Here is a 17,005-nt window from a genome sequence, read left to right on the forward strand (position 1 = left end):
CTATCACGCTTGTGCGCTTGCTTCCAGTGTCCTTTTAAGGGGCGGCGTGGCCCACATTCCGGCCGCCATCGCGACGAGGAAAACAACGCCGGAAAGCCCGTTGAAGCTGAGCGAGGCCATGGCCGGACCGGGGCAGAGCCCGGCAAGCCCCCAGCCCATGCCAAAGAGCGTGGAGCCGATCACGAGGTTGCGCCCGAGCTTGGGCTCTGGCGGCGCCGGGAAGGCCTCGCCAAAGGCCGGTTTGCGCCCCTGCGTGAAGAACCAGGCCAAGGCCATCGGGATGATTGCACCGCCCATGACGAAGGCGAGCGTGGGATCCCAGTTGCCGAAAACGTCGAGCCAGCCCTGCACCTTGGCGGTGTCCACCATGCCCGAGATCAGCAGGCCGGTGCCAAAGACGGCTCCGGCGGCGAAGGAGACAAGCTTGCGCATCAGATCACCCCCAGAATGTGTTTGAACAGAACGACGGTGACGCCGCCGGCGAGGATGTAGAAAACCGTCGCCACGATGCCGCGCAGGCTGAGCCGCGAGATGCCGCAGACGCCATGGCCGGAGGTGCAGCCATTGGCCAGCCGCGTCCCGACGCCCACCAAGAGCCCGGCGGCGATCAGCACCCAGAGCTTGCTGGTGATGTTGGTTTCGATGGGGCCAAACAGCAGGGCCAGCAGGCCCGGCACCGCGATAAGCCCGGCGATGAAGGCGATGTTCTCGCCGGTCTGCCGCCCGGCGCTGCCGTCTGCAAGGCTGCCAAGAATGCCGCTTGCGCCCATGATCCGCCCGTTCAGGAGCAGGAAGAGGGCGCCCGCGACGCCGATCAGCGCGCCGCCGATCAGCCCGTAGATCCAGTCGATGGGCATGGGAGTGTCCTTTTGATGCCGATGTTTCCGGTAACACATATGCATAAAGCAATATGTGTCAAGCTTTCTGAGCATCGGTTGACCTGTATCAAGGCAGAAAGGGTGGCAAGCGCCTCTGACTAAAGAAAAAGGAGGCTGTGATGATCAACACCGAAGAGCGCCGCGCGCAGCTGCTGAAGCGCAAAGCAGAGCTGACGGAGCGGCTTCAGGCCATCGAAACCGAGCTGGATTCGCACCAGAGCCGCGATTGGGAGGAACTTGCCACCGAGCGCGAGGGCGATGAGGTGCTGGAGGGCATGGGCAGCAGCGGTCAGGCCGAGTTGCGGCAATTGGAGATTGCCCTGAAGCGCCTTGATGAGGGAGACTACGGCTATTGCGTGCAATGCGGCGAGGAGATCGCGGCCCAAAGGCTCGATCTTCTGCCCACCACGCCGCTCTGCGCGCCCTGCGCCGCGAAGACAGCCTGACCAAACGCCCGACCACCGATCCAGACCGAGACCACGAGGGGAGACACGACATGGCATTTGAAAACCTCAAGGCGGCCATCCTGATGCTGCTGGACGAGATCGAGAAAGCCCCGGAGGATTCCCATGTCCTTCAGGAGGAGCTGCGCGAGAAGATCTCGGAACTCAAAGCGCTGGGCATGCCCGTGCCTGACGATATCACCCGCCTCGAAGACGCGCTGGAGCGCGATCTGGAAGAGGGCGAGGATCCGTTCGACAACATGCCGGTCTAAGCCGGCCTCGGGCCGCTTTACGGCCTGCCAAGGGGCGGTCCTTCCGCCCCTTGACGTTCGCGCGCTTGCTTTGATGCGCGCCTGCGAACATACTCAGTGCCAGAACTGCATCCGTTTTTTGAAACGGCAACAAGGAAGGCCCGCGCCGGGCTTCTCCGGCAAGGGCATCGCGGCACAGGACAGGCCGTCAGCCCGCTGATCGCTTTCGTTTCTAAGCCGCGTCGAAACTGAGGGAGCGGCCATGTCAAGCGGTGTTGTCACCCAACATGAGGGCGATCTTGCCATTCTCACGCCACCGGTGCGGCTGCAGAGCCGCTTCTGCGCGCCGACGCTCAGCGATTTGGCGCAGGCCATCGAGGCAGCGGAGCGCAACACGGCTGTTCATGCCATCCTGATCGAACTGGGGCAGGGGCGCGGCGGCACGCTGGCCGATCTGCTGGAAACCGATCCCAAGGTGGCGGCCGATTTGGGCCAGCTCTGTGACCGCGTGGAGGCCTGCGGCAAACCGGTGATCGCGCGGCTGTCGGGCCGGGTGCGCGCGGGCACGGCGGCGCTGGCGCTGGCGTGTCATTACCGGCTGGTCACGAAGGAGGCGCAGCTTGACTTCCCCGCGGCCCGGCTGGGGCTGGTGCCCGCCGGTGGGGTGACCCAGCGCTTGCCGCGGATCGCGGGCGCGGAGGTGGCGCTCTCCCTTCTGCAGACAGGCGCGGCCATGGGAGCGGCCGAGATGGAGGCCGCGGGCCTTTCTGATGGGCTCCTGCCCGATGTCACCCGCGATGCGGCGCTGGCAGGTGTCAGGGCGCTGGGCGATATAGCCCCGCGCCCCGCGCGCGCGCGCAGGGAGGGGCTTGCCGATGGGGCCGCGTTTCAGGCGGCTCTGGCCCGGGGGCGGGCGTCTGCGGATTCGCAGCGCCGCCCTTCGGCCCTCGCCATTGCCGATTGCGTGGAAAGCGCGCAACTGCTGCCCTTTGAGGCGGGCTGCGCGCGCGAGTTGACCGCGTTGCAGGACGCAGCCGACACCGACGCCGCCCGCGCCCTGCGCCATGCGTTGCAGGCCGAGCGCCGGGCCACGTTGCTGCCGGAGGCCTTCAAGCCCAGCGAAGGCGCGCAGCCCGCGCCCACGCGCATCCGCCGCGTGGTCATGGCCGCCGGTGGCCGCGATGTGCCAGCATTGGCTTTTGCTTTCCTCATTGCCGGGGTGGAGGTTGTTCTATTCGAAGAGCGACAGGCGCCGCTGGAGGCCTCGCTGACAGAGACGGGCGCTTTGCTGGAGAGCCTGCTGAAGGCCGGGGCGATCGATGCGGAAACCCGCAGCCTGTGCCTGCACAATCTGAATGTGTCCCTCGGCGTGGGCGATCTGGGCATGGCGGGGCTGGCCTATGTGCCGGAAGGCTACGGGGCGGATGAAGCCGCTGCGCTGGTGTCGGATTTGCACAAGGCGTTGGGTGCGGGCGCGGTGCTGTCGGTGGCCGAACCGGCGCGGCTTGAGGCCCTTGCGGCGGCGCTGCCGGAGGGCACGCCGCTCTGTGCGCTCGGGTTCGCACAGCCGCTGGAAACCGGCCAGATGGTGGAGATCACGCCGGGCGCGGGCTGTGCGCCGGAGCGGCTGCAGGCGGTTGTAGGCCTCGTGGCGCGGCTGGCGCGGTTGCCGGTGTTCGTGGATGGCCGCGCGCAGGAGCTGGTGGCGGCGTTGCACCGGGCCCTGACGGATGCGACGGGCGATCTGATCGCGAAGGGCTGCGAGCCCGAAGCCGTGGTGGCCGCCCTGCGCGGCTGGGGGCTGACGCCTGCGGGCTATGCTTTGCTGCTGGCGCAGGCGCCGCGAGGCGCAGGCGAAGCTTTGCCGGAGGCGGAGATCGTGGCACTGGTGCTCGCTGCACTGGCCAATGCCGGCGCGCGGCTTGTGGAGGCGGGCGTCGTGGAGAGCGCCGCCCATGTGGACGCCGCCGCGCTACACGCCTTCGCCTTCCCGCGCTGGAAAGGCGGGCCGATGTTTCAGGCCGATCTCACCGGATTGCTGACGGTGCGCAAACACCTGTTGAAACGCGCCGAAGTGAGCGATGCGCCGGTCTGGCAGGTAGCACCTTTGCTGGAGCGTTGCATCCGCAACGGCGAGGCGCTCGCGCGGGCAGAGCGGGGGGAGTGAGAATAGTTTACTGCCGCCGCGCAAGCGGTGGCGACGCGTCCGCCCGCCCCACGGCGGGCGCGTTACTCGCGCCCACCTGGGCGAACGCTTGCTCTATGATCAAACGTTCCCAAAAACCGCTGTGGCTTAGCCCGCGTGGCTGCCCCACGGCCCGTGGTGCGCCCCCTCTGCGTCGAGCCGCTCAAAGCTGTGCGCGCCGAAGAAATCGCGCTGGGCCTGCACCATATTGGCGGTGCCGCGCGCGGTGCGCATCGTGTCGAAATAGCCAAGCGCGGCGCTCATTGCCGGCACAGGAATGCCATGGGCCACGGCCACGCCCACGACCTTGCGCAGGGAGCCATGGGTTTTCTTCATGAAATCAGCGAAGTAGGGCGCAAACATCAGGTTGCGCGCGGGATCTTCGCTCAAAGCCGAGGCCATGTCATTCAGCATGGAGGAGCGGATGATGCAACCCTCACGCCAAACTTCCGCGATGGCAGGCATCGGCAGACGCCAGCCATAGGTCGCACCTGCGGTGTCCAGAAGCGCGAAGCCCTGCGCGTAGCACATGATCTTGCCCGCGATCAGCGCCGCTTCCAGATCCTCGATGTTGAGCGTGCCCTCCGCCAGCGCCTGCGGCGCGGCGCCGAACAGATCCTGCCCCGCCTTGCGCGTGTCCACGGCAGCCGACATGTTGCGCGCCGCCACGGCGGCCTCGATCACCGGCACCGGCGCGCCGACCTGCTGGCTTTCGATCACCGTCCAGCGCCCGGTGCCCTTCTGGCCCGCGCGATCGAGGATGATGTCGAGCACCGGTTTGCCGGTGGCCGGATCCATGGCCTGGCTCACCTTGCCGGAGATCTCAACGAGGTAGCTCTGCAGCGTGCCCTCGTTCCAGCGCTCAAACACTGCGCCGCAGTCCGCAGCCGCCATGCCCAGCCCGTCGCGCATCACGCCGTAGCCTTCCGCGATAAGCTGCATGTCGGCGTATTCGATGCCGTTGTGCACGGTTTTCACGAAATGGCCCGCACCGCCGTCGCCCATCCATGTGGCGCAGGGCTGGCCGTCGTATTTGGCCGAGATGGCCTCAAGGATGTGGCTCACGCGATCCCAGCAGGCCTTCGGCCCGCCACCCATGATCGAGGGCCCGTGCCGCGCGCCTTCCTCGCCACCAGAGACGCCGATCCCGAGGTAGGGCACGCCAGCGGCCTCGGCTTCAGCGGCGCGGCGGTTGGTGTCGTGGAAATTGGCGTTGCCGGCGTCGATGATCAGGTCATCAGCATCCAGCAACGGGCGCAGGGCGGCAATCTGCTCGTCCACGGCGGCCCCGGCGGGCACCATCAGGATGATCGCGCGCGGCTTGGCGATGGAGGCCACCAGAGCTTCCAGCGTTTTCGTCGGCGTTAGGCGGCTGGCCAGATCGCCGGGCTCTTTGGCGGCGGTCTCCATGAACTCATCCGTCTTGGCCGCGGTGCGGTTGAAAACGGAAATGGCGAAGCCTTTCTCGGCGATGTTCATCGCCAGCATCGCGCCCATGGTGCCAAGGCCGATCAGGCCGATCTCGGAAGTGCTCATATGGGTTTGTCCTCGTGCAGCAGCCGCCTGCGCCGCGTGTCACGGGCGCAGGAACGGGAATGTTTGCGGTATCATTAAGGATGTGGGAAGGGATTTGAAACCCATGGCTTACGCGGCAGTGCAGCAAGCCTGCGTGCCAATCTTGCACGCCAAGCCTGCGCAGCTGTCAGGCGAAGAAAACGCCGAGCGCCACCAGCATCAGCCCGATCACCGAGAGAAACAGCGCACCCATGTTCAGCGCCACGAGCCCTTTCAGGCGCAGCTGCATGTCCTCGCCCTGCAGCCCCTCGCGCTTGGCCTTGGCGGCCACGTAGATGCAATAGATCAGCCCCACGAGCCCCAGCACCGAGAACGCCGCTCCGATCCAGACCATAAACGCCATGCCATTTCCTTCCACAGGGGATTTGCCGTTGCCCCAGCGCCTAGCCCAAGGGGGCAGGGCAGGCAACCCCTTGCAGGGCGGCGCGGGCCAAGCTAGCAAGGGCCCCACGCCACGAGATCCAGACTTCCAACCAGAGACAGAGAGCAGGCCATGGACATCGAAGAAAGCCAGGTGGATGCAACCTACCGCGTGACAGCCGACGAGCTGCGCCAGTTCATCGAGCGCTACGAGCGCCTCGAAGCGGAAAAGAAAGACATCGCCGATCAGCAGAAAGAGGTGATGGCCGAGGCCAAGGGCCGGGGCTATGACACCAAGGTGATGCGCAAGATCATCGCGCTGCGCAAACGCGAAGCCCATGACATCGCCGAGGAAGAAGCGGTGCTGGAGATGTACAAGGAAGCGCTCGGCATGAGCTGAGGCCGCACAGCCAATGGCCCGGCCGGAATTTCGCGGCCGGGTTTGCCCCACAAGACAGGTTTTTCAGACAAGTTCTTTCAGCCCAAGAGGTGCCCTATGCCGCAGCCCCCCGCCGTTCTTCACATGCTCTGTGGCAAGATCGCGTCCGGCAAATCCACGCTGGCGGCGCAACTGGCCGCGGCCCCGGCCACGGTGCTGATCTCGGAGGATGACTGGCTCGCGGCGCTCTTCGGCGCGCAGATGCAGAGCCCGGCGGACTACCTGACCTGTGCCGAAAAACTGCAGGGCGTGATGGGTCCGCATGTGGTTTCGCTGCTGCGCGAAGGGCTTTCGGTGGTGCTGGATTTCCCGGCCAACACACCGGCGCAACGCGCCTGGATGCGCGGCATCGTGGAGACCGCGGGCGTTGTCCATGAGATGCATGTGATCGAAGCCCCGGACGCGCTCTGCCTGCAAAGGCTCAAGGCCCGCAACGCGCAAGGCGATCACCCTTTCGCTGCCACGGAAGAGCAGTTCCACCGCTTCACCAAACACTACAGGCCGCCTGCGGCGGACGAGGGCTTCTTGCTGGTGGCGCATACGGCGATGCCCTGAGGCCCTCAGGGCGCGAGGAAGGTCACCCCGGGCATGCGGGCGATCAGGTCCACATCTTCCTCGTAGATGTCGGAGAGGCGGTCCACGTCCTCTTCCGTCCAACCGGGCAGATCCAGCTCCACCTCGATGGCGTCCTCGATGGCGTATTTGTCAAGGAAAGCGGCCATGATCCGGCGCAGGTGGACTTCCGTCACGGGAGGGTGCGTCTCAAGATATTCCTTGAAGCGGCGCATGCCCTCTTTCTTCATGATCTGTGCCAGCACCTCGTAGCGGCCCACGAACTCGGTGCCGTGATCCACCCCGGCAAATTCGCGCATCACCTGCGGCCAGATCAGCGGCGTATCCTCGTTGCACCAGACGGTGAGCGGGGCCGAAGGATTGGCGGCGCGGATGCGGGTGATCACGTCCGACCACAGAAGCGCGCTGGCATCCGTCATGCCGTACCATTCGGCAAAGCTCTTGTTCTTCACCCGAGCTGCGATGGTGGGCAGGAAGGTGGCCGGGTTGGCGATGGCGAGGAAAAACTCCACCTCGTGGCCATGAAACAGGTTCGTGAGACCGGCGATCTTGTCCCCGGCGCGGGCGTAGAGCGTGCCGTGCTCCAGCACCTTCTGCTGAACGCAGATGAAATGCTCGTTCGACAGCAGCAGCCGCGTAGCGCCTTCGTCCTCCACCAGATCGTCAAACAGCGCCTGCTGGGCGTCATCATTGGGGCGCGCATTGTTGAGCGCCTGCATCGTTTCGCGGATCATCGTGCGGTAGCGGGTGGGGGCAGGGGCCACGATGCCCTGTTCCGACAGGATGTCCCGGTTCTTGAGCATGCCCTTGATCAGGCGGTCGCCGTCGGTGGAATGGGCTCCGAGGTGTATCGCTACCTGCATGGGCGTGATCATCCGCTTCTTCTTCTTGAGTGGCCTTAGTATATACGCGGAAATCTGGACACTTAAACTGCTTTCCGCTAGGCCGCAGACATGACAGAGACGACCGCCCCCGAAACCGCCACAGGTGCCCGCAAAAGGTGCATCAGCCCGTGGTCCGTGGGGGCTGTGTTGGTGGCGGCGCTGGTGCTCGCGCCGATCCTCGCGGTGGTCTGGATCGCTTTCAACCCGTCCGAGAACATCTGGCCGCACCTCATGGCCACCACCCTGCCGCGCTACCTGAAAACGACCTTCGTGATGGCGGCCTCCGTGGGCGTGATCACGGCCTTCGTGGGGGCGGGCTGCGCGTGGATGCTGACGATGTACCGCTTCCCGGCCGCGCGCTACCTGCAGTGGCTGCTGCTGCTGCCGCTGGCGATCCCGGCCTATGTGGGGGCCTATGCGCTGGTGGATTTCCTCGAATACGCCGGGCCTCTGCAAACCGGCCTGCGCCGGATCTTCGGCTGGCAGACCTCCCGCGATTACTGGTTCCCCGAGGTGCGCTCCACCGGTTTCGCCATCCTCGTTCTGTCGGCGGCGCTGTTTCCCTATGTCTACCTGCTGGCCCGCGCGGCCTTCCGCGAGCAATCCGGCAGCGCCTATGAGGTCGCCCGGGCGCTGGGCGCGGGGCCGTGGCAGCGCTTCTGGCGGCTGGGCCTGCCGATGGCGCGCCCCGCCATCGCCGTGGGTGCGGCCATCGCCATGATGGAGACCGTCGCCGATTTCGGCACGATGGATTACTTCGCGGTGCAGACGCTGACCACGGGGATCTTCTCGGTTTGGCTGGAAAGCAACAACGCCGGTGGTGCGGCGCAGCTGGCGGGCGTGGTGCTTCTGCTGGTGATGCTGCTGGTGACGCTGGAAAAGATCGGCCGCCGCCGCAGCCGCTATTACACCACAAGCCGGGGCCAGCGCCCGGTGGCGCCCGTCACGCTCACCGGCTGGCGCGGCTGGCTGGCGCTTGGCCTCTGCGCGCTGCCCTTCCTCTTCGGCTTCGTCTTCCCGGTGGCGGTGATCCTCGATCACGCGCTGGCCAATGCCGAGCGCTGGGCCGATCCGGGGCTGATCGATGCCTTCCTGAACACGCTTTTCGTGGGCGGTGTGGCCGCTGGTTTCACGGTGATCGCGGCGCTCTTCATGGTCTATGGCGTGCGCCTGAGCGGCGCGCGGCTGCCGCGCCTGCTGCTGCCCGTGACAACCATCGGCTACGCCGCGCCTGGCGCGGTGCTTGGGGTCGGCATCCTGATCCCGCTGGCCGCGCTCGACAACCGCCTTGCCGACGGCATCCTTGCGCTCACCGGCCATGATCCGGGGCTGATGCTCACCGGCACCTCCTTCGCGCTGATCTTCGCCTATTTCGTGCGCTTTTTCGCCATTGCCCAGGGCGCGATGGACGGCGCCATGGGCCGCGTCGCCCCGAACCTGCCGCTGGCCGCGCGCTCGCTGGGCCGCAGCGCCGGGGGGGCGCTGCGCGACGTTTATGCGCCGCTGATGCGCAGCTCGGTGGGGGCCGCGCTGCTGCTGGTCTTCGTGGATTGCGTGAAGGAACTGCCCGCCACGCTCCTGCTGCGGCCCTTCAACTACAACACGCTGGCCACCCGCGTGTATGAGCAGGCTTCGCTCGAAAACCTCGGCGACGCCTCCCCCGCCGCCATCCTCGTGATCGGTGTCGGCCTTGCCGCTGTGCTCCTGCTGGCTCGCGCGAGCCGTTGAGAGGGCCGAAAAAGGGCCTTGCGCGCCCGGCCATCAACGCGTAAATCGCGCGTCAGTGCCCCTATAGCTCAGCTGGTAGAGCAACTGATTTGTAATCAGTAGGTCCGCGGTTCGAGTCCGTGTGGGGGCACCAGAAATTCTTAATAAAAGCTTTATTTATAAGTACTATTTAGGTCCGGGTTGTCTTTGGCCCCCCGTTCGGTCCCCCTTCAAGCTTCTGCTTCCCGACCCGGTTTGTGATTCAGCGGGTTGGCTGAGGCGATAGGGTTCAGCGCAAATCCAGTTCCACGACAGTGAGATAGTTGGCCCCCGTCGAGCAGTAGCTGTCTGACGGTATCCGACCGACTGCTTTCCACTCAGACATCACAGGGTCCACCTCGTGCGGCTTGAGCGTTCCAATCGTAATTGCAATCCAGCCATTCTTCGCTCTGAACGCCTTCAGGTAGCGCAGGTCAGTGATGTTCTCCCGCACGTAATCGGCTGCTGCCGCTTCAGTTGATCTGGAGGCAACGACCAATGCGCATTCGCCGGGAGGGATGTGTTCGCTAATCTCAAAAGCGGAGTGTGAAGTCGCTGCGACAGGTTCAAACCCTTTGTTTTCGACGCTCAAAATGATGGACCGATAGACTCCCGCCTCATCGTACCAGCGGACGCCGTCTGCGGCTCTGACGGGGCGACGACAAGAGGCAACCGGGTTCTCGTCAAGCAAGAAGCAGATTTGGCCGTCTGCAATGTAATAGCTGCCATAAGATCGCTTCCCGCTGGTGAACTGGAATGTCGTGGTTCCATCGCTATTCAAGCGCGCATACCACCTGTCACCGTTTGAAATCAGACTGCCAATTATCATCTTGCCGCGCCACGTGTCCGGGTCGGACAAGTCAAGATGTGCTTCGTGGGATGATGGCTTCGGAGTTGCCGTTTGATGGCCCGTCAGCAACCCGAACCGTTGCTTCTCCGTTTCCGAGAAAACATACATGTCGTCTGGCGGTGTCCGCAGCATCAGGCCGACGACTTCCGGGGGAACGTTGTAGCCGTTGAGTGCTTCAATGACGTCGGCTAGGGCGAACTGCCCGCTCACGAGGCTTTCTTCTCCGTCCAGTGCGTTGCTTATCTGGTGGACCCCTAAGTCGCCTAATGCCTGACGTTCTGAGCCAGCGAGGAAAATCAAAGCGCAGGCGGACATGCATTCGTGCCCTTCGAAAACAACCGTGGTCAGTTGAAGGCCATGCACCCTGCTTGCGATTGAAAGGGCGCTGTGAACAAGCCCACCGGGGCTGCTCAGTATCAAAGACGAAACGTTCGGCACCTCGGCGAGTGTTCGTTCAAATGCCAAAGGGGTCCTGATGTCGATCTCATCGACGATGGCAATAATTCCCTCGTCGCGGTCGATGATGGTAACAGGGTAATTCGGGTGCTCGGCGCTTTGGGCGGAGGCGGCCGAAGCGCACGCAAGACACAGCAGCATTCGCAATAGAAAAGAAAATGCTTTCAACGGCCTTCCTTTCGAACGGATTGAATCAAATCGTCTGCTTCAAGGCTTTCACTATAGGAGGTATTTTTACGTTCGCGATATCGGCATTTTTGAGGATGACATCGCCACCACCCCCTTGTGCCGTTGGGTTAAGGCCGAAAGCAGGGCAACGATCATCGCCAAAGCGATGGCGGCGTCGATGAGGATAAAGGCCCGGATAACCCAGCCGCGCAGGGTGAGATGGCCCCGGCGCAAAGAGGCGAGTGTGCCACCGGCTGTCACCAGAGCAAAGCGATCCAGGGCACGGCGCTTTCGCCGGTTCCTGCGTCCATCAGCCATTCGGTGGCGCGCCGGACACCGTTGAACACGAGACGCCCGGCGGCGATGCCTGTGGCTATGGGGTGCGCCTCACTCCTGCGGGCAGGGCATACCCGCCGCGCCCCAGTGCAGCACGTCATCCACATGCGCCTGCAAAGAATAAGGGGCCGGTTCGCGCCCGCCGCCCGGGTTCCAGCCCCAGAGCACGAACCCGTGGTGCCCGGCGTCCTCGACAAGATGCTCCGCGAGCCCCAGCCAGTCGCGCCCGCCGTTGCGTTCGGGATCAGAGATCTGGGCACAGATCTCGGCGGGGCTCTTGCCGAACCACGCGAACTCCACCGGGGCCAGTTGCCAGTCCAGCCCGGCGTGGGGTGGGGCGTGGGGCGCGCTGTCCAGATCCTCGCGTGTCATGTGGCAGGTGGAGCAGAGCAGGGTTTCGGCGCCGATGCGGCTTTCCCCGGCGTTGATGTTCATGCCATGGGGGCGCGCCGGCCCTTCGCTGCCGCCATACCACATGGGGATGTTCTCGGGCCCGGCGTGGCAGTTGGCGCAGCGCGGGTGGCTGACGACCTCGTAAACCCGCGCAAAGGAGCTCAGGCCGTCTGCCTGCGAGACAGACCCTTCCGCCGGGGCGTTGATCGTGGCCGGGGCCTCGCCCTCGGCCCGGGTGAGCGGGGCGGCGATGGCGAGGGCCAGAGCGGCGGTGACGGGCAGCAGATACTTCATCTCGGGCTCCTCAGGCGAAGGCGATATGCTTGTGGAACGGCATTTCGCGCAGGCGCTGGCCGGTCGCTGCGAAGATCGCATTGCCAAGGGCCGGGGCGGCAGGCGGGATCGGCGGTTCGCCAAAGCCCCGAATCTTCGGGTTGTTTTCCAGCGCCCGGAAGGCGATCGGCGGGCATTGCCACAGGCGCATCGCCTCATGGGCGTGGTAATTCGTCTGCTCGGCCATACCGTCGGCATAGGTGATCTCGCAGTTGATCGCATGGCCCAGCCCAAAGATAGTGCCGCCCTGTGCGAGGTTCTCAAGGTTCACCGGATCGATCACCTTGCCCACGTCTGCCGCCACCCAGACATGATCGAGCTTGAGGCCCGCCGCCGTCTGGCTGACCTCGACGACGGTGGCCACCGCCACGCCGAAGGAGAAGCCATAGGCCACGCCGCGCCCGCGGTTTTCGCCGAGCGAAGCACCGGACCAGTTGCACATCTCGCCCACCGCCTCCAGCACCTTGACCGACACGTCATGCCCCATCAGGCGGATGCGCTCCAGCAGCGGATCGGCCCCGGCGGCGTGGATCGCCTCGTCCAGCAGCGTTTCATAGACGAACACATTCGGCCCCGCCCCAACGGCGCGCCAGGAGGAGACAGGCGCAAGCGCTTCCGTGCGATAGGAGCGCACGCGCAGGTTCGGCAGGTTGAACATCGGCGCATCCCACGCCCCTTCGTGCAGTTGGGTGTCCGGGCCCGGCAGGCTCAGCCCCATGCGGCCCATCTGGCTGCGCATCACCGATTGCCCGGCGATCTGAACATCCAGCGCATGGACCTTGCCGTCCTTCACCTTGGCCATGCCGCGCCCCATCGTGATGTGGCGGGGGAAATCCTGCGCGAAATCCTCCTCGCGCGAATAGGTCATCTGCACCGGTGTGCCGCGCATCTGGTTGGCGATCTCGGCGGCTTGCCGGATGAAATCGAACTCCAGCCGGTGCCCGAAGCTGCCGCCGATGAACATGTTGTGCAGGTGCACGTTCTCCTGCGGCACGCCGGTGATCTCGGCCACGATCTGTTCGGCGAACATCTGGATCTGGTGACCCGTCCAGATGTCCACCCGATCCTCGGTCACGAGGATGGTGGCATTCAGTGGCTCCAGCGGTGCATGGGCGACATAGGGCGCGCGGTATTCGCCGGTGATCACCTCGCCCTCGGCGGCCTCCACATCGCCTTCCACGCGGGCCTCGGCGTTCAGGTGATCGTCATCGAAGATCCCCGACAGATGCGCCCAATGCTCTGCTTGTTCCGCCGGGTAGGGGGCCGCGCCCCAGTTGAACGTGATCGCGTCAACGGCCTGAAACGCCCGCCACGTGTTGTCGGCCACCACGGCGACACCGCCGGTGATGGGCAGGATCTTGCGAACGCCGGGCATGGCTTCGGCGGCGGAGGCGTCATAGCCGTTCAGCGCGCCGCCTTTGCGCGGGTTAATCCTGACAGTGGCATGGAGCATGCCTTCCGTGCGGAAATCGATGCCGTAGCGGACCGTGCCGGTGGATTTCGCCAGCATATCAACCCGCTTCTGGGGCTTTCCGAGGATCCTCCACTCCTTCGGGTCGCGCAGCGGGGTGCCGGTGACGGGGGCGATCTGTGCCGCTGCACCGGCCAGCGCGGTATAGGCGAGTTCCGTGCCATCCGGCAGGATGACGGCCCCGCGCTCCGTGGTCAGCTCGGCCACGGGCACGCCGCTTTGCTGGCTTGCCGCCAGCTTGAGGGTTTCGCGTGCGCTGGCCCCGGCTTCGCGCAGCTTGTCATAGGTGTCGGGGATGGCCGAGGAGCCGCCCGTGGCCATCATCGGCAGCGCCAGTTTGACGACGCCGCCTAGAAAGCCGCGCACCCGTTCGGCCATTGGGCCGACATCATAGAGCGGAAAGCCCGCGGCGGCTTCGGTGATGGCGGTGTTGAAATAGGCCTTGTCGGGCAGGCCGAAGCTGATCTCGATCTGCGCAAGGTCCACATCCAGTTCCTCGGCGATCAGAGCGGCTTGCGCCGAGAAGATCCCTTGCCCCTTGTCCGCATGGGGGGCGATCAGCGTGATCTTCTCGGCGTCGATGATCACCCACGGATTGAAGCTGGCCGCGCCGTCGGGAAGCGTGGCGAGGTTTGGATTGTCAAAGGGCTTGCGCGCGGCATAGACGCCGAAGGCAACGCCCCCGGCGATAGCGGCAGAGCCGATCAAGAAGCTGCGGCGGGCGATTTTTCCGATGCTGGCCATGGCTCAGGCCTCCTGCAGCTTCTGAGCGGCGGCGTGGATGGCGGCGCGGATGCGGGGGTAGGTGCCGCAGCGGCACAGGTTGCCCGACATGACGGCGTCGATGTCCTCATCGGTCGGGGCCGGGTTGAACTCCAGAAGTGCGGCGGCCTGCATGATCTGGCCGGCCTGGCAGTAACCGCATTGCGCCACCTGCGCCTCGATCCACGCCGCTTGCACGGCATGCAGGCTGCCGGGCTGGCCAAGCCCTTCGATGGTTGTCACCTCGGCCCCGTCCAGATCGCCGATCTGGGCCTGACAGCTGCGCACGGGCAATCCGTCGATATGCACGGTGCAGGCCCCGCATTGGGCAATGCCGCAGCCGTATTTCGGGCCGGTGATGTTCAGCTCATCGCGCAAAACCCAAAGCAGCGGCATGTCGGGCTCGACATCCACCTCATACCCGGTGCCATTCACGGTCAGTCGCATCTCGCTGCCTCCTATGCTCTATTGCCGCCACTATAGCCACGGCTGTGCCGGGCTGGCATGGGCAAACAACGCCGGATCGCGGTCAGTTGACGCCACGTTTCGCGCCCGCGCGGGCGAATGGCCCCGGTTTCGCATAATCAGCTATACATCTCTGCGAAATACCAGTATCGCCGTGCCTTTCCCAACCGGTGGTGCCTCATGCAAGATTTTCCGAACCTTCCCCATACGCTGTCGGCGGCGCTGCAGGGCAAGGGCTATAGCGATCTGACACCCGTGCAGTTGGCCGTTCTGGACGAAGATCTGCGCGGCAAGGATCTGCTTGTCTCGGCACAGACCGGCTCGGGCAAGACGGTGGGCTTTGGCCTGACCATCGCGCAGGATATTCTTGAAGAGGATGGCACCTTCGGGCGCCCCGCCGCGCCGCTTGCCGTGGTCATTGCGCCGACGCGGGAACTGGCGCTGCAGGTGCGTCGCGAATTTGACTGGCTCTTCGCGCAGGCCGGTGTGGTGACGGCGTCCGCCGTGGGCGGCCTTGACACCCGCACCGAACGCCGCGCGCTGGAGCGGGGGGCGCATATCGTCGTTGCCACCCCCGGCCGTCTGCGTGATCACGCCATGCGCGGCGGCATCGATCTGAGCGATGTGCGCGCCGTGGTGCTCGATGAGGCCGACGAGATGCTCGACATGGGCTTCTCCGAGGATCTGGAATACATCCTCGAGCAGATCCCCGAAACGCGGCGCACGCTGATGTTCTCTGCCACGGTGCCCGGCGGCATCGCCAAGCTCGCAAAGACCTACCAGAAAGAAGACGCGCAGCGCCTCAAGATCGGCAGCGCGAGCTCCCAGCACGCCGATATCGCCTATCACGCGCTGAACGTTGCGCCGTCCGACATCGAGAAGGCGATCATCAATGTGCTCTGCTACCACGCCGCCCAGACGGCGATCGTCTTTGCCAACACCCGCGCCATGGTGGCGCGGCTGACCGCGAAGTTTTCCAACCGGGGCTTCAAGGTCGTCTCGCTCTCCGGTGAACTCAGCCAGGCTGAGCGCAACAACGCGATGCAAGCGCTGCGCGACGGGCGCGCGAATGTCTGCGTGGCCACGGATGTGGCGGCGCGGGGGATCGATCTTCCGGGGCTGGAACTGGTGATCCACGCCGATCTGCCGTCCAACGCCGAAACGCTGCTGCACCGCTCGGGGCGCACCGGGCGCGCGGGCCGCAAGGGGGAATCGATCCTGATCGTGCCCGCACGGCACCGCTCGAAGGCGCAGCGTCTGCTCAAAACAGCCAAGCTCAACGCCACATGGGGCGCGCCGCCCTCTGCTGAAGAGGTGCTGGAGCGCGAAGAGGAGCGCATCATCGCCGATCCGGCCCTGAACGAGGCCCTCAGCCCCGAAGAAGCCGCTTTCGCCACCCGGCTGCTGGCCGAACGCTCGCCCGAACAGGTGGTCGCCGCCTATCTGCGCCTGTACCGGGAAAAGAACTCGGCCCCCGAGATCCTCGGCACGCCGCCCGAGCGTGGAAAGAAGGCCAAACCCGATCATGCCGATTTCGGCCCGAGCACATGGTTTTCGCTGTCGCTGGGGCGGAAGGATCGCGCGGAGCCCCGCTGGCTCCTGCCCATGCTCTGCCGCAACGCCGGTCTGGCCAAAGGCGCGATCGGTGCCATTCGCGTGCAATATCAAGAAACTTTCGTGGAGATCGCCACGGCGGCTGTGCCTGCGATGAAGCAGGAACTGGGCGCAGGGCTAGCCGTCGAGCAGGGGGCGGCGCTGACCGAACTGGAGGGCGTGCCGGATTTCGACGCATCGCCCAAAGGGCCGCCGGCGGATCCGCGCCCGGCGCAGGCGTTTGCAGACACGCCCAAAAGGACCTTCGAGAAGCGCCAAAAGCCAGAACGGAAGCCAGAACGGAAGGCTGAACATCAGCCGGACCGTCAAGAAGAGCCGGAAGAGCCCGTCTACGCGCCCACCCCGAAACCCGCCAAGCCCAAGCCTTTCGAGAAGAGCGCAGGCAAACACGCGGGCACCGGCAAGGGGGGCAAGGGGGCCGCGCCGAAATCGAAGAAGACGTTCAAACCGGGCAAGCGGCAAAGCTGGGACGACAGCACGCCGGATGCGCCCAAGTCCAAGCGCGAAGGCAAGCCTCGGCACAGCGCCAAGCAAAAGGCCAAGGCCAGGGAAGAGCGTGCCTCGGGGCGTACATATGAAAAAGGCGGGGCGGCAAAGCCGTTTCGCAAGCCCTCGAAGAAACACTGAGCGCATGTGACGGCTCGGCGTCTGGCCCGCGGAGGGCCTGACGCCTGACGGCCTGCGCGCCGCCCCCACCTCCATCTCACGTTCTACAGGAAAGCCTCTTGCCTGCGCGGCGATGCCCGTGCGGGGGAGGTTTTGCATCTTGTCTCAAAGATAATATGTAAATATAAATGCGCAAACCGCAGGCCCTCCGGCCTTG

Annotated in this window: 17 protein-coding genes and 1 tRNA gene; 8 read left to right on the plus strand and 10 right to left on the minus strand. The window is 65.1% G+C overall.

The window, feature by feature from the left end:
* Nucleotides 1-3 precede the first annotated feature (3 nt).
* Nucleotides 4-432 (minus strand): YeeE/YedE family protein, encoded by a 429-nt coding sequence (locus KVX96_RS07510; protein ID WP_261193732.1) that lies wholly within the window; start codon nt 430-432, stop codon nt 4-6.
* Nucleotides 432-857, minus strand: coding sequence for a YeeE/YedE family protein (locus tag KVX96_RS07515; protein ID WP_261193733.1), 426 nt, complete (start codon nt 855-857; stop codon nt 432-434). The genes KVX96_RS07510 and KVX96_RS07515 overlap by 1 nt, the downstream gene beginning before the upstream one ends.
* A 140-nt stretch (nt 858-997) precedes the next feature.
* Between KVX96_RS07515 and KVX96_RS07520 the strand changes: the two genes are divergently transcribed.
* From KVX96_RS07520 to KVX96_RS07530, 3 genes are all read left to right on the plus strand, one after another.
* Complete coding sequence (locus tag KVX96_RS07520) at nt 998-1,324, plus strand: TraR/DksA family transcriptional regulator (protein ID WP_261193734.1); 327 nt, start codon at nt 998-1,000, stop codon at nt 1,322-1,324.
* Nucleotides 1,325-1,374: 50 nt separating this feature from the next.
* The gene (locus tag KVX96_RS07525) at nt 1,375-1,593 is read left to right on the plus strand and encodes a hypothetical protein (protein ID WP_261193735.1); all 219 of its coding nucleotides are present in this window, start codon (nt 1,375-1,377) and stop codon (nt 1,591-1,593) included.
* A gap of 241 nt (nt 1,594-1,834) precedes the next feature.
* Nucleotides 1,835-3,739 carry an enoyl-CoA hydratase/isomerase family protein gene (locus KVX96_RS07530; protein ID WP_261193736.1) on the plus strand — a complete coding sequence of 635 codons (1,905 nt, stop codon included), beginning with the start codon at nt 1,835-1,837 and terminating at the stop codon, nt 3,737-3,739.
* Nucleotides 3,740-3,865: 126 nt separating this feature from the next.
* Here the strand turns inward: KVX96_RS07530 and gndA are convergent, their stop codons facing one another.
* Both gndA and KVX96_RS07540 read right to left on the minus strand, forming a co-directional pair.
* A complete protein-coding gene (gene gndA, locus KVX96_RS07535; RefSeq protein ID WP_261193737.1) occupies nt 3,866-5,293 on the minus strand; it encodes an NADP-dependent phosphogluconate dehydrogenase in 1,428 nt (475 codons plus the stop codon).
* A 166-nt stretch (nt 5,294-5,459) separates the two neighbouring features.
* On the minus strand, nt 5,460-5,675 hold the full coding sequence (locus KVX96_RS07540) for a hypothetical protein (protein WP_261193738.1): 216 nt from the start codon (nt 5,673-5,675) through the stop codon (nt 5,460-5,462).
* Nucleotides 5,676-5,825: 150 nt separating this feature from the next.
* Between KVX96_RS07540 and KVX96_RS07545 the strand changes: the two genes are divergently transcribed.
* Nucleotides 5,826-6,092: a DUF2312 domain-containing protein gene (locus KVX96_RS07545; protein WP_261193739.1), complete on the plus strand. Its 267-nt coding sequence runs from the start codon at nt 5,826-5,828 to the stop codon at nt 6,090-6,092.
* Between the two features lie 96 nt (nt 6,093-6,188).
* The gene (locus tag KVX96_RS07550; RefSeq protein ID WP_261193740.1) at nt 6,189-6,686 is read left to right on the plus strand and encodes an AAA family ATPase; all 498 of its coding nucleotides are present in this window, start codon (nt 6,189-6,191) and stop codon (nt 6,684-6,686) included.
* A gap of 5 nt (nt 6,687-6,691) precedes the next feature.
* Here KVX96_RS07550 and KVX96_RS07555 read toward each other — a convergent pair whose 3' ends face one another.
* A complete protein-coding gene (locus tag KVX96_RS07555) occupies nt 6,692-7,579 on the minus strand; it encodes a hypothetical protein (RefSeq protein ID WP_261193741.1) in 888 nt (295 codons plus the stop codon).
* Between the two features lie 78 nt (nt 7,580-7,657).
* Here KVX96_RS07555 and KVX96_RS07560 point away from each other — a divergent pair, with 78 nt between their 5' ends.
* Nucleotides 7,658-9,316: an ABC transporter permease gene (locus KVX96_RS07560; RefSeq protein WP_261193743.1), complete on the plus strand. Its 1,659-nt coding sequence runs from the start codon at nt 7,658-7,660 to the stop codon at nt 9,314-9,316.
* A gap of 57 nt (nt 9,317-9,373) precedes the next feature.
* Nucleotides 9,374-9,449: transfer RNA gene (locus KVX96_RS07565), tRNA-Thr, on the plus strand.
* A 135-nt stretch (nt 9,450-9,584) separates the two neighbouring features.
* Here KVX96_RS07565 and KVX96_RS07570 read toward each other — a convergent pair.
* From KVX96_RS07570 to KVX96_RS07590, 5 genes are all read right to left on the minus strand, one after another.
* Complete coding sequence (locus tag KVX96_RS07570; protein WP_261193744.1) at nt 9,585-10,808, minus strand: hypothetical protein; 1,224 nt, start codon at nt 10,806-10,808, stop codon at nt 9,585-9,587.
* 66 nt (nt 10,809-10,874) lie between these two features.
* Complete coding sequence (locus tag KVX96_RS07575; protein ID WP_261193745.1) at nt 10,875-11,126, minus strand: hypothetical protein; 252 nt, start codon at nt 11,124-11,126, stop codon at nt 10,875-10,877.
* Nucleotides 11,127-11,195: 69 nt separating this feature from the next.
* The gene (locus KVX96_RS07580; protein WP_261193746.1) at nt 11,196-11,831 is read right to left on the minus strand and encodes a hypothetical protein; all 636 of its coding nucleotides are present in this window, start codon (nt 11,829-11,831) and stop codon (nt 11,196-11,198) included.
* Nucleotides 11,832-11,841: 10 nt separating this feature from the next.
* The gene (locus KVX96_RS07585; protein ID WP_261193747.1) at nt 11,842-14,085 is read right to left on the minus strand and encodes a xanthine dehydrogenase family protein molybdopterin-binding subunit; all 2,244 of its coding nucleotides are present in this window, start codon (nt 14,083-14,085) and stop codon (nt 11,842-11,844) included.
* A 3-nt stretch (nt 14,086-14,088) separates the two neighbouring features.
* On the minus strand, nt 14,089-14,550 hold the full coding sequence (locus KVX96_RS07590) for a (2Fe-2S)-binding protein (protein ID WP_261193748.1): 462 nt from the start codon (nt 14,548-14,550) through the stop codon (nt 14,089-14,091).
* A 198-nt stretch (nt 14,551-14,748) separates the two neighbouring features.
* Here KVX96_RS07590 and KVX96_RS07595 point away from each other — a divergent pair, with 198 nt between their 5' ends.
* Nucleotides 14,749-16,809, plus strand: coding sequence for a DEAD/DEAH box helicase (locus KVX96_RS07595; protein ID WP_261193749.1), 2,061 nt, complete (start codon nt 14,749-14,751; stop codon nt 16,807-16,809).
* Nucleotides 16,810-17,005 lie beyond the last annotated feature (196 nt).

Origin of the sequence: Pseudoruegeria sp. SHC-113, from assembly GCF_025376885.1 — a bacterium.
Classification (GTDB): Bacteria; Pseudomonadota; Alphaproteobacteria; order Rhodobacterales; family Rhodobacteraceae; genus Pseudoruegeria.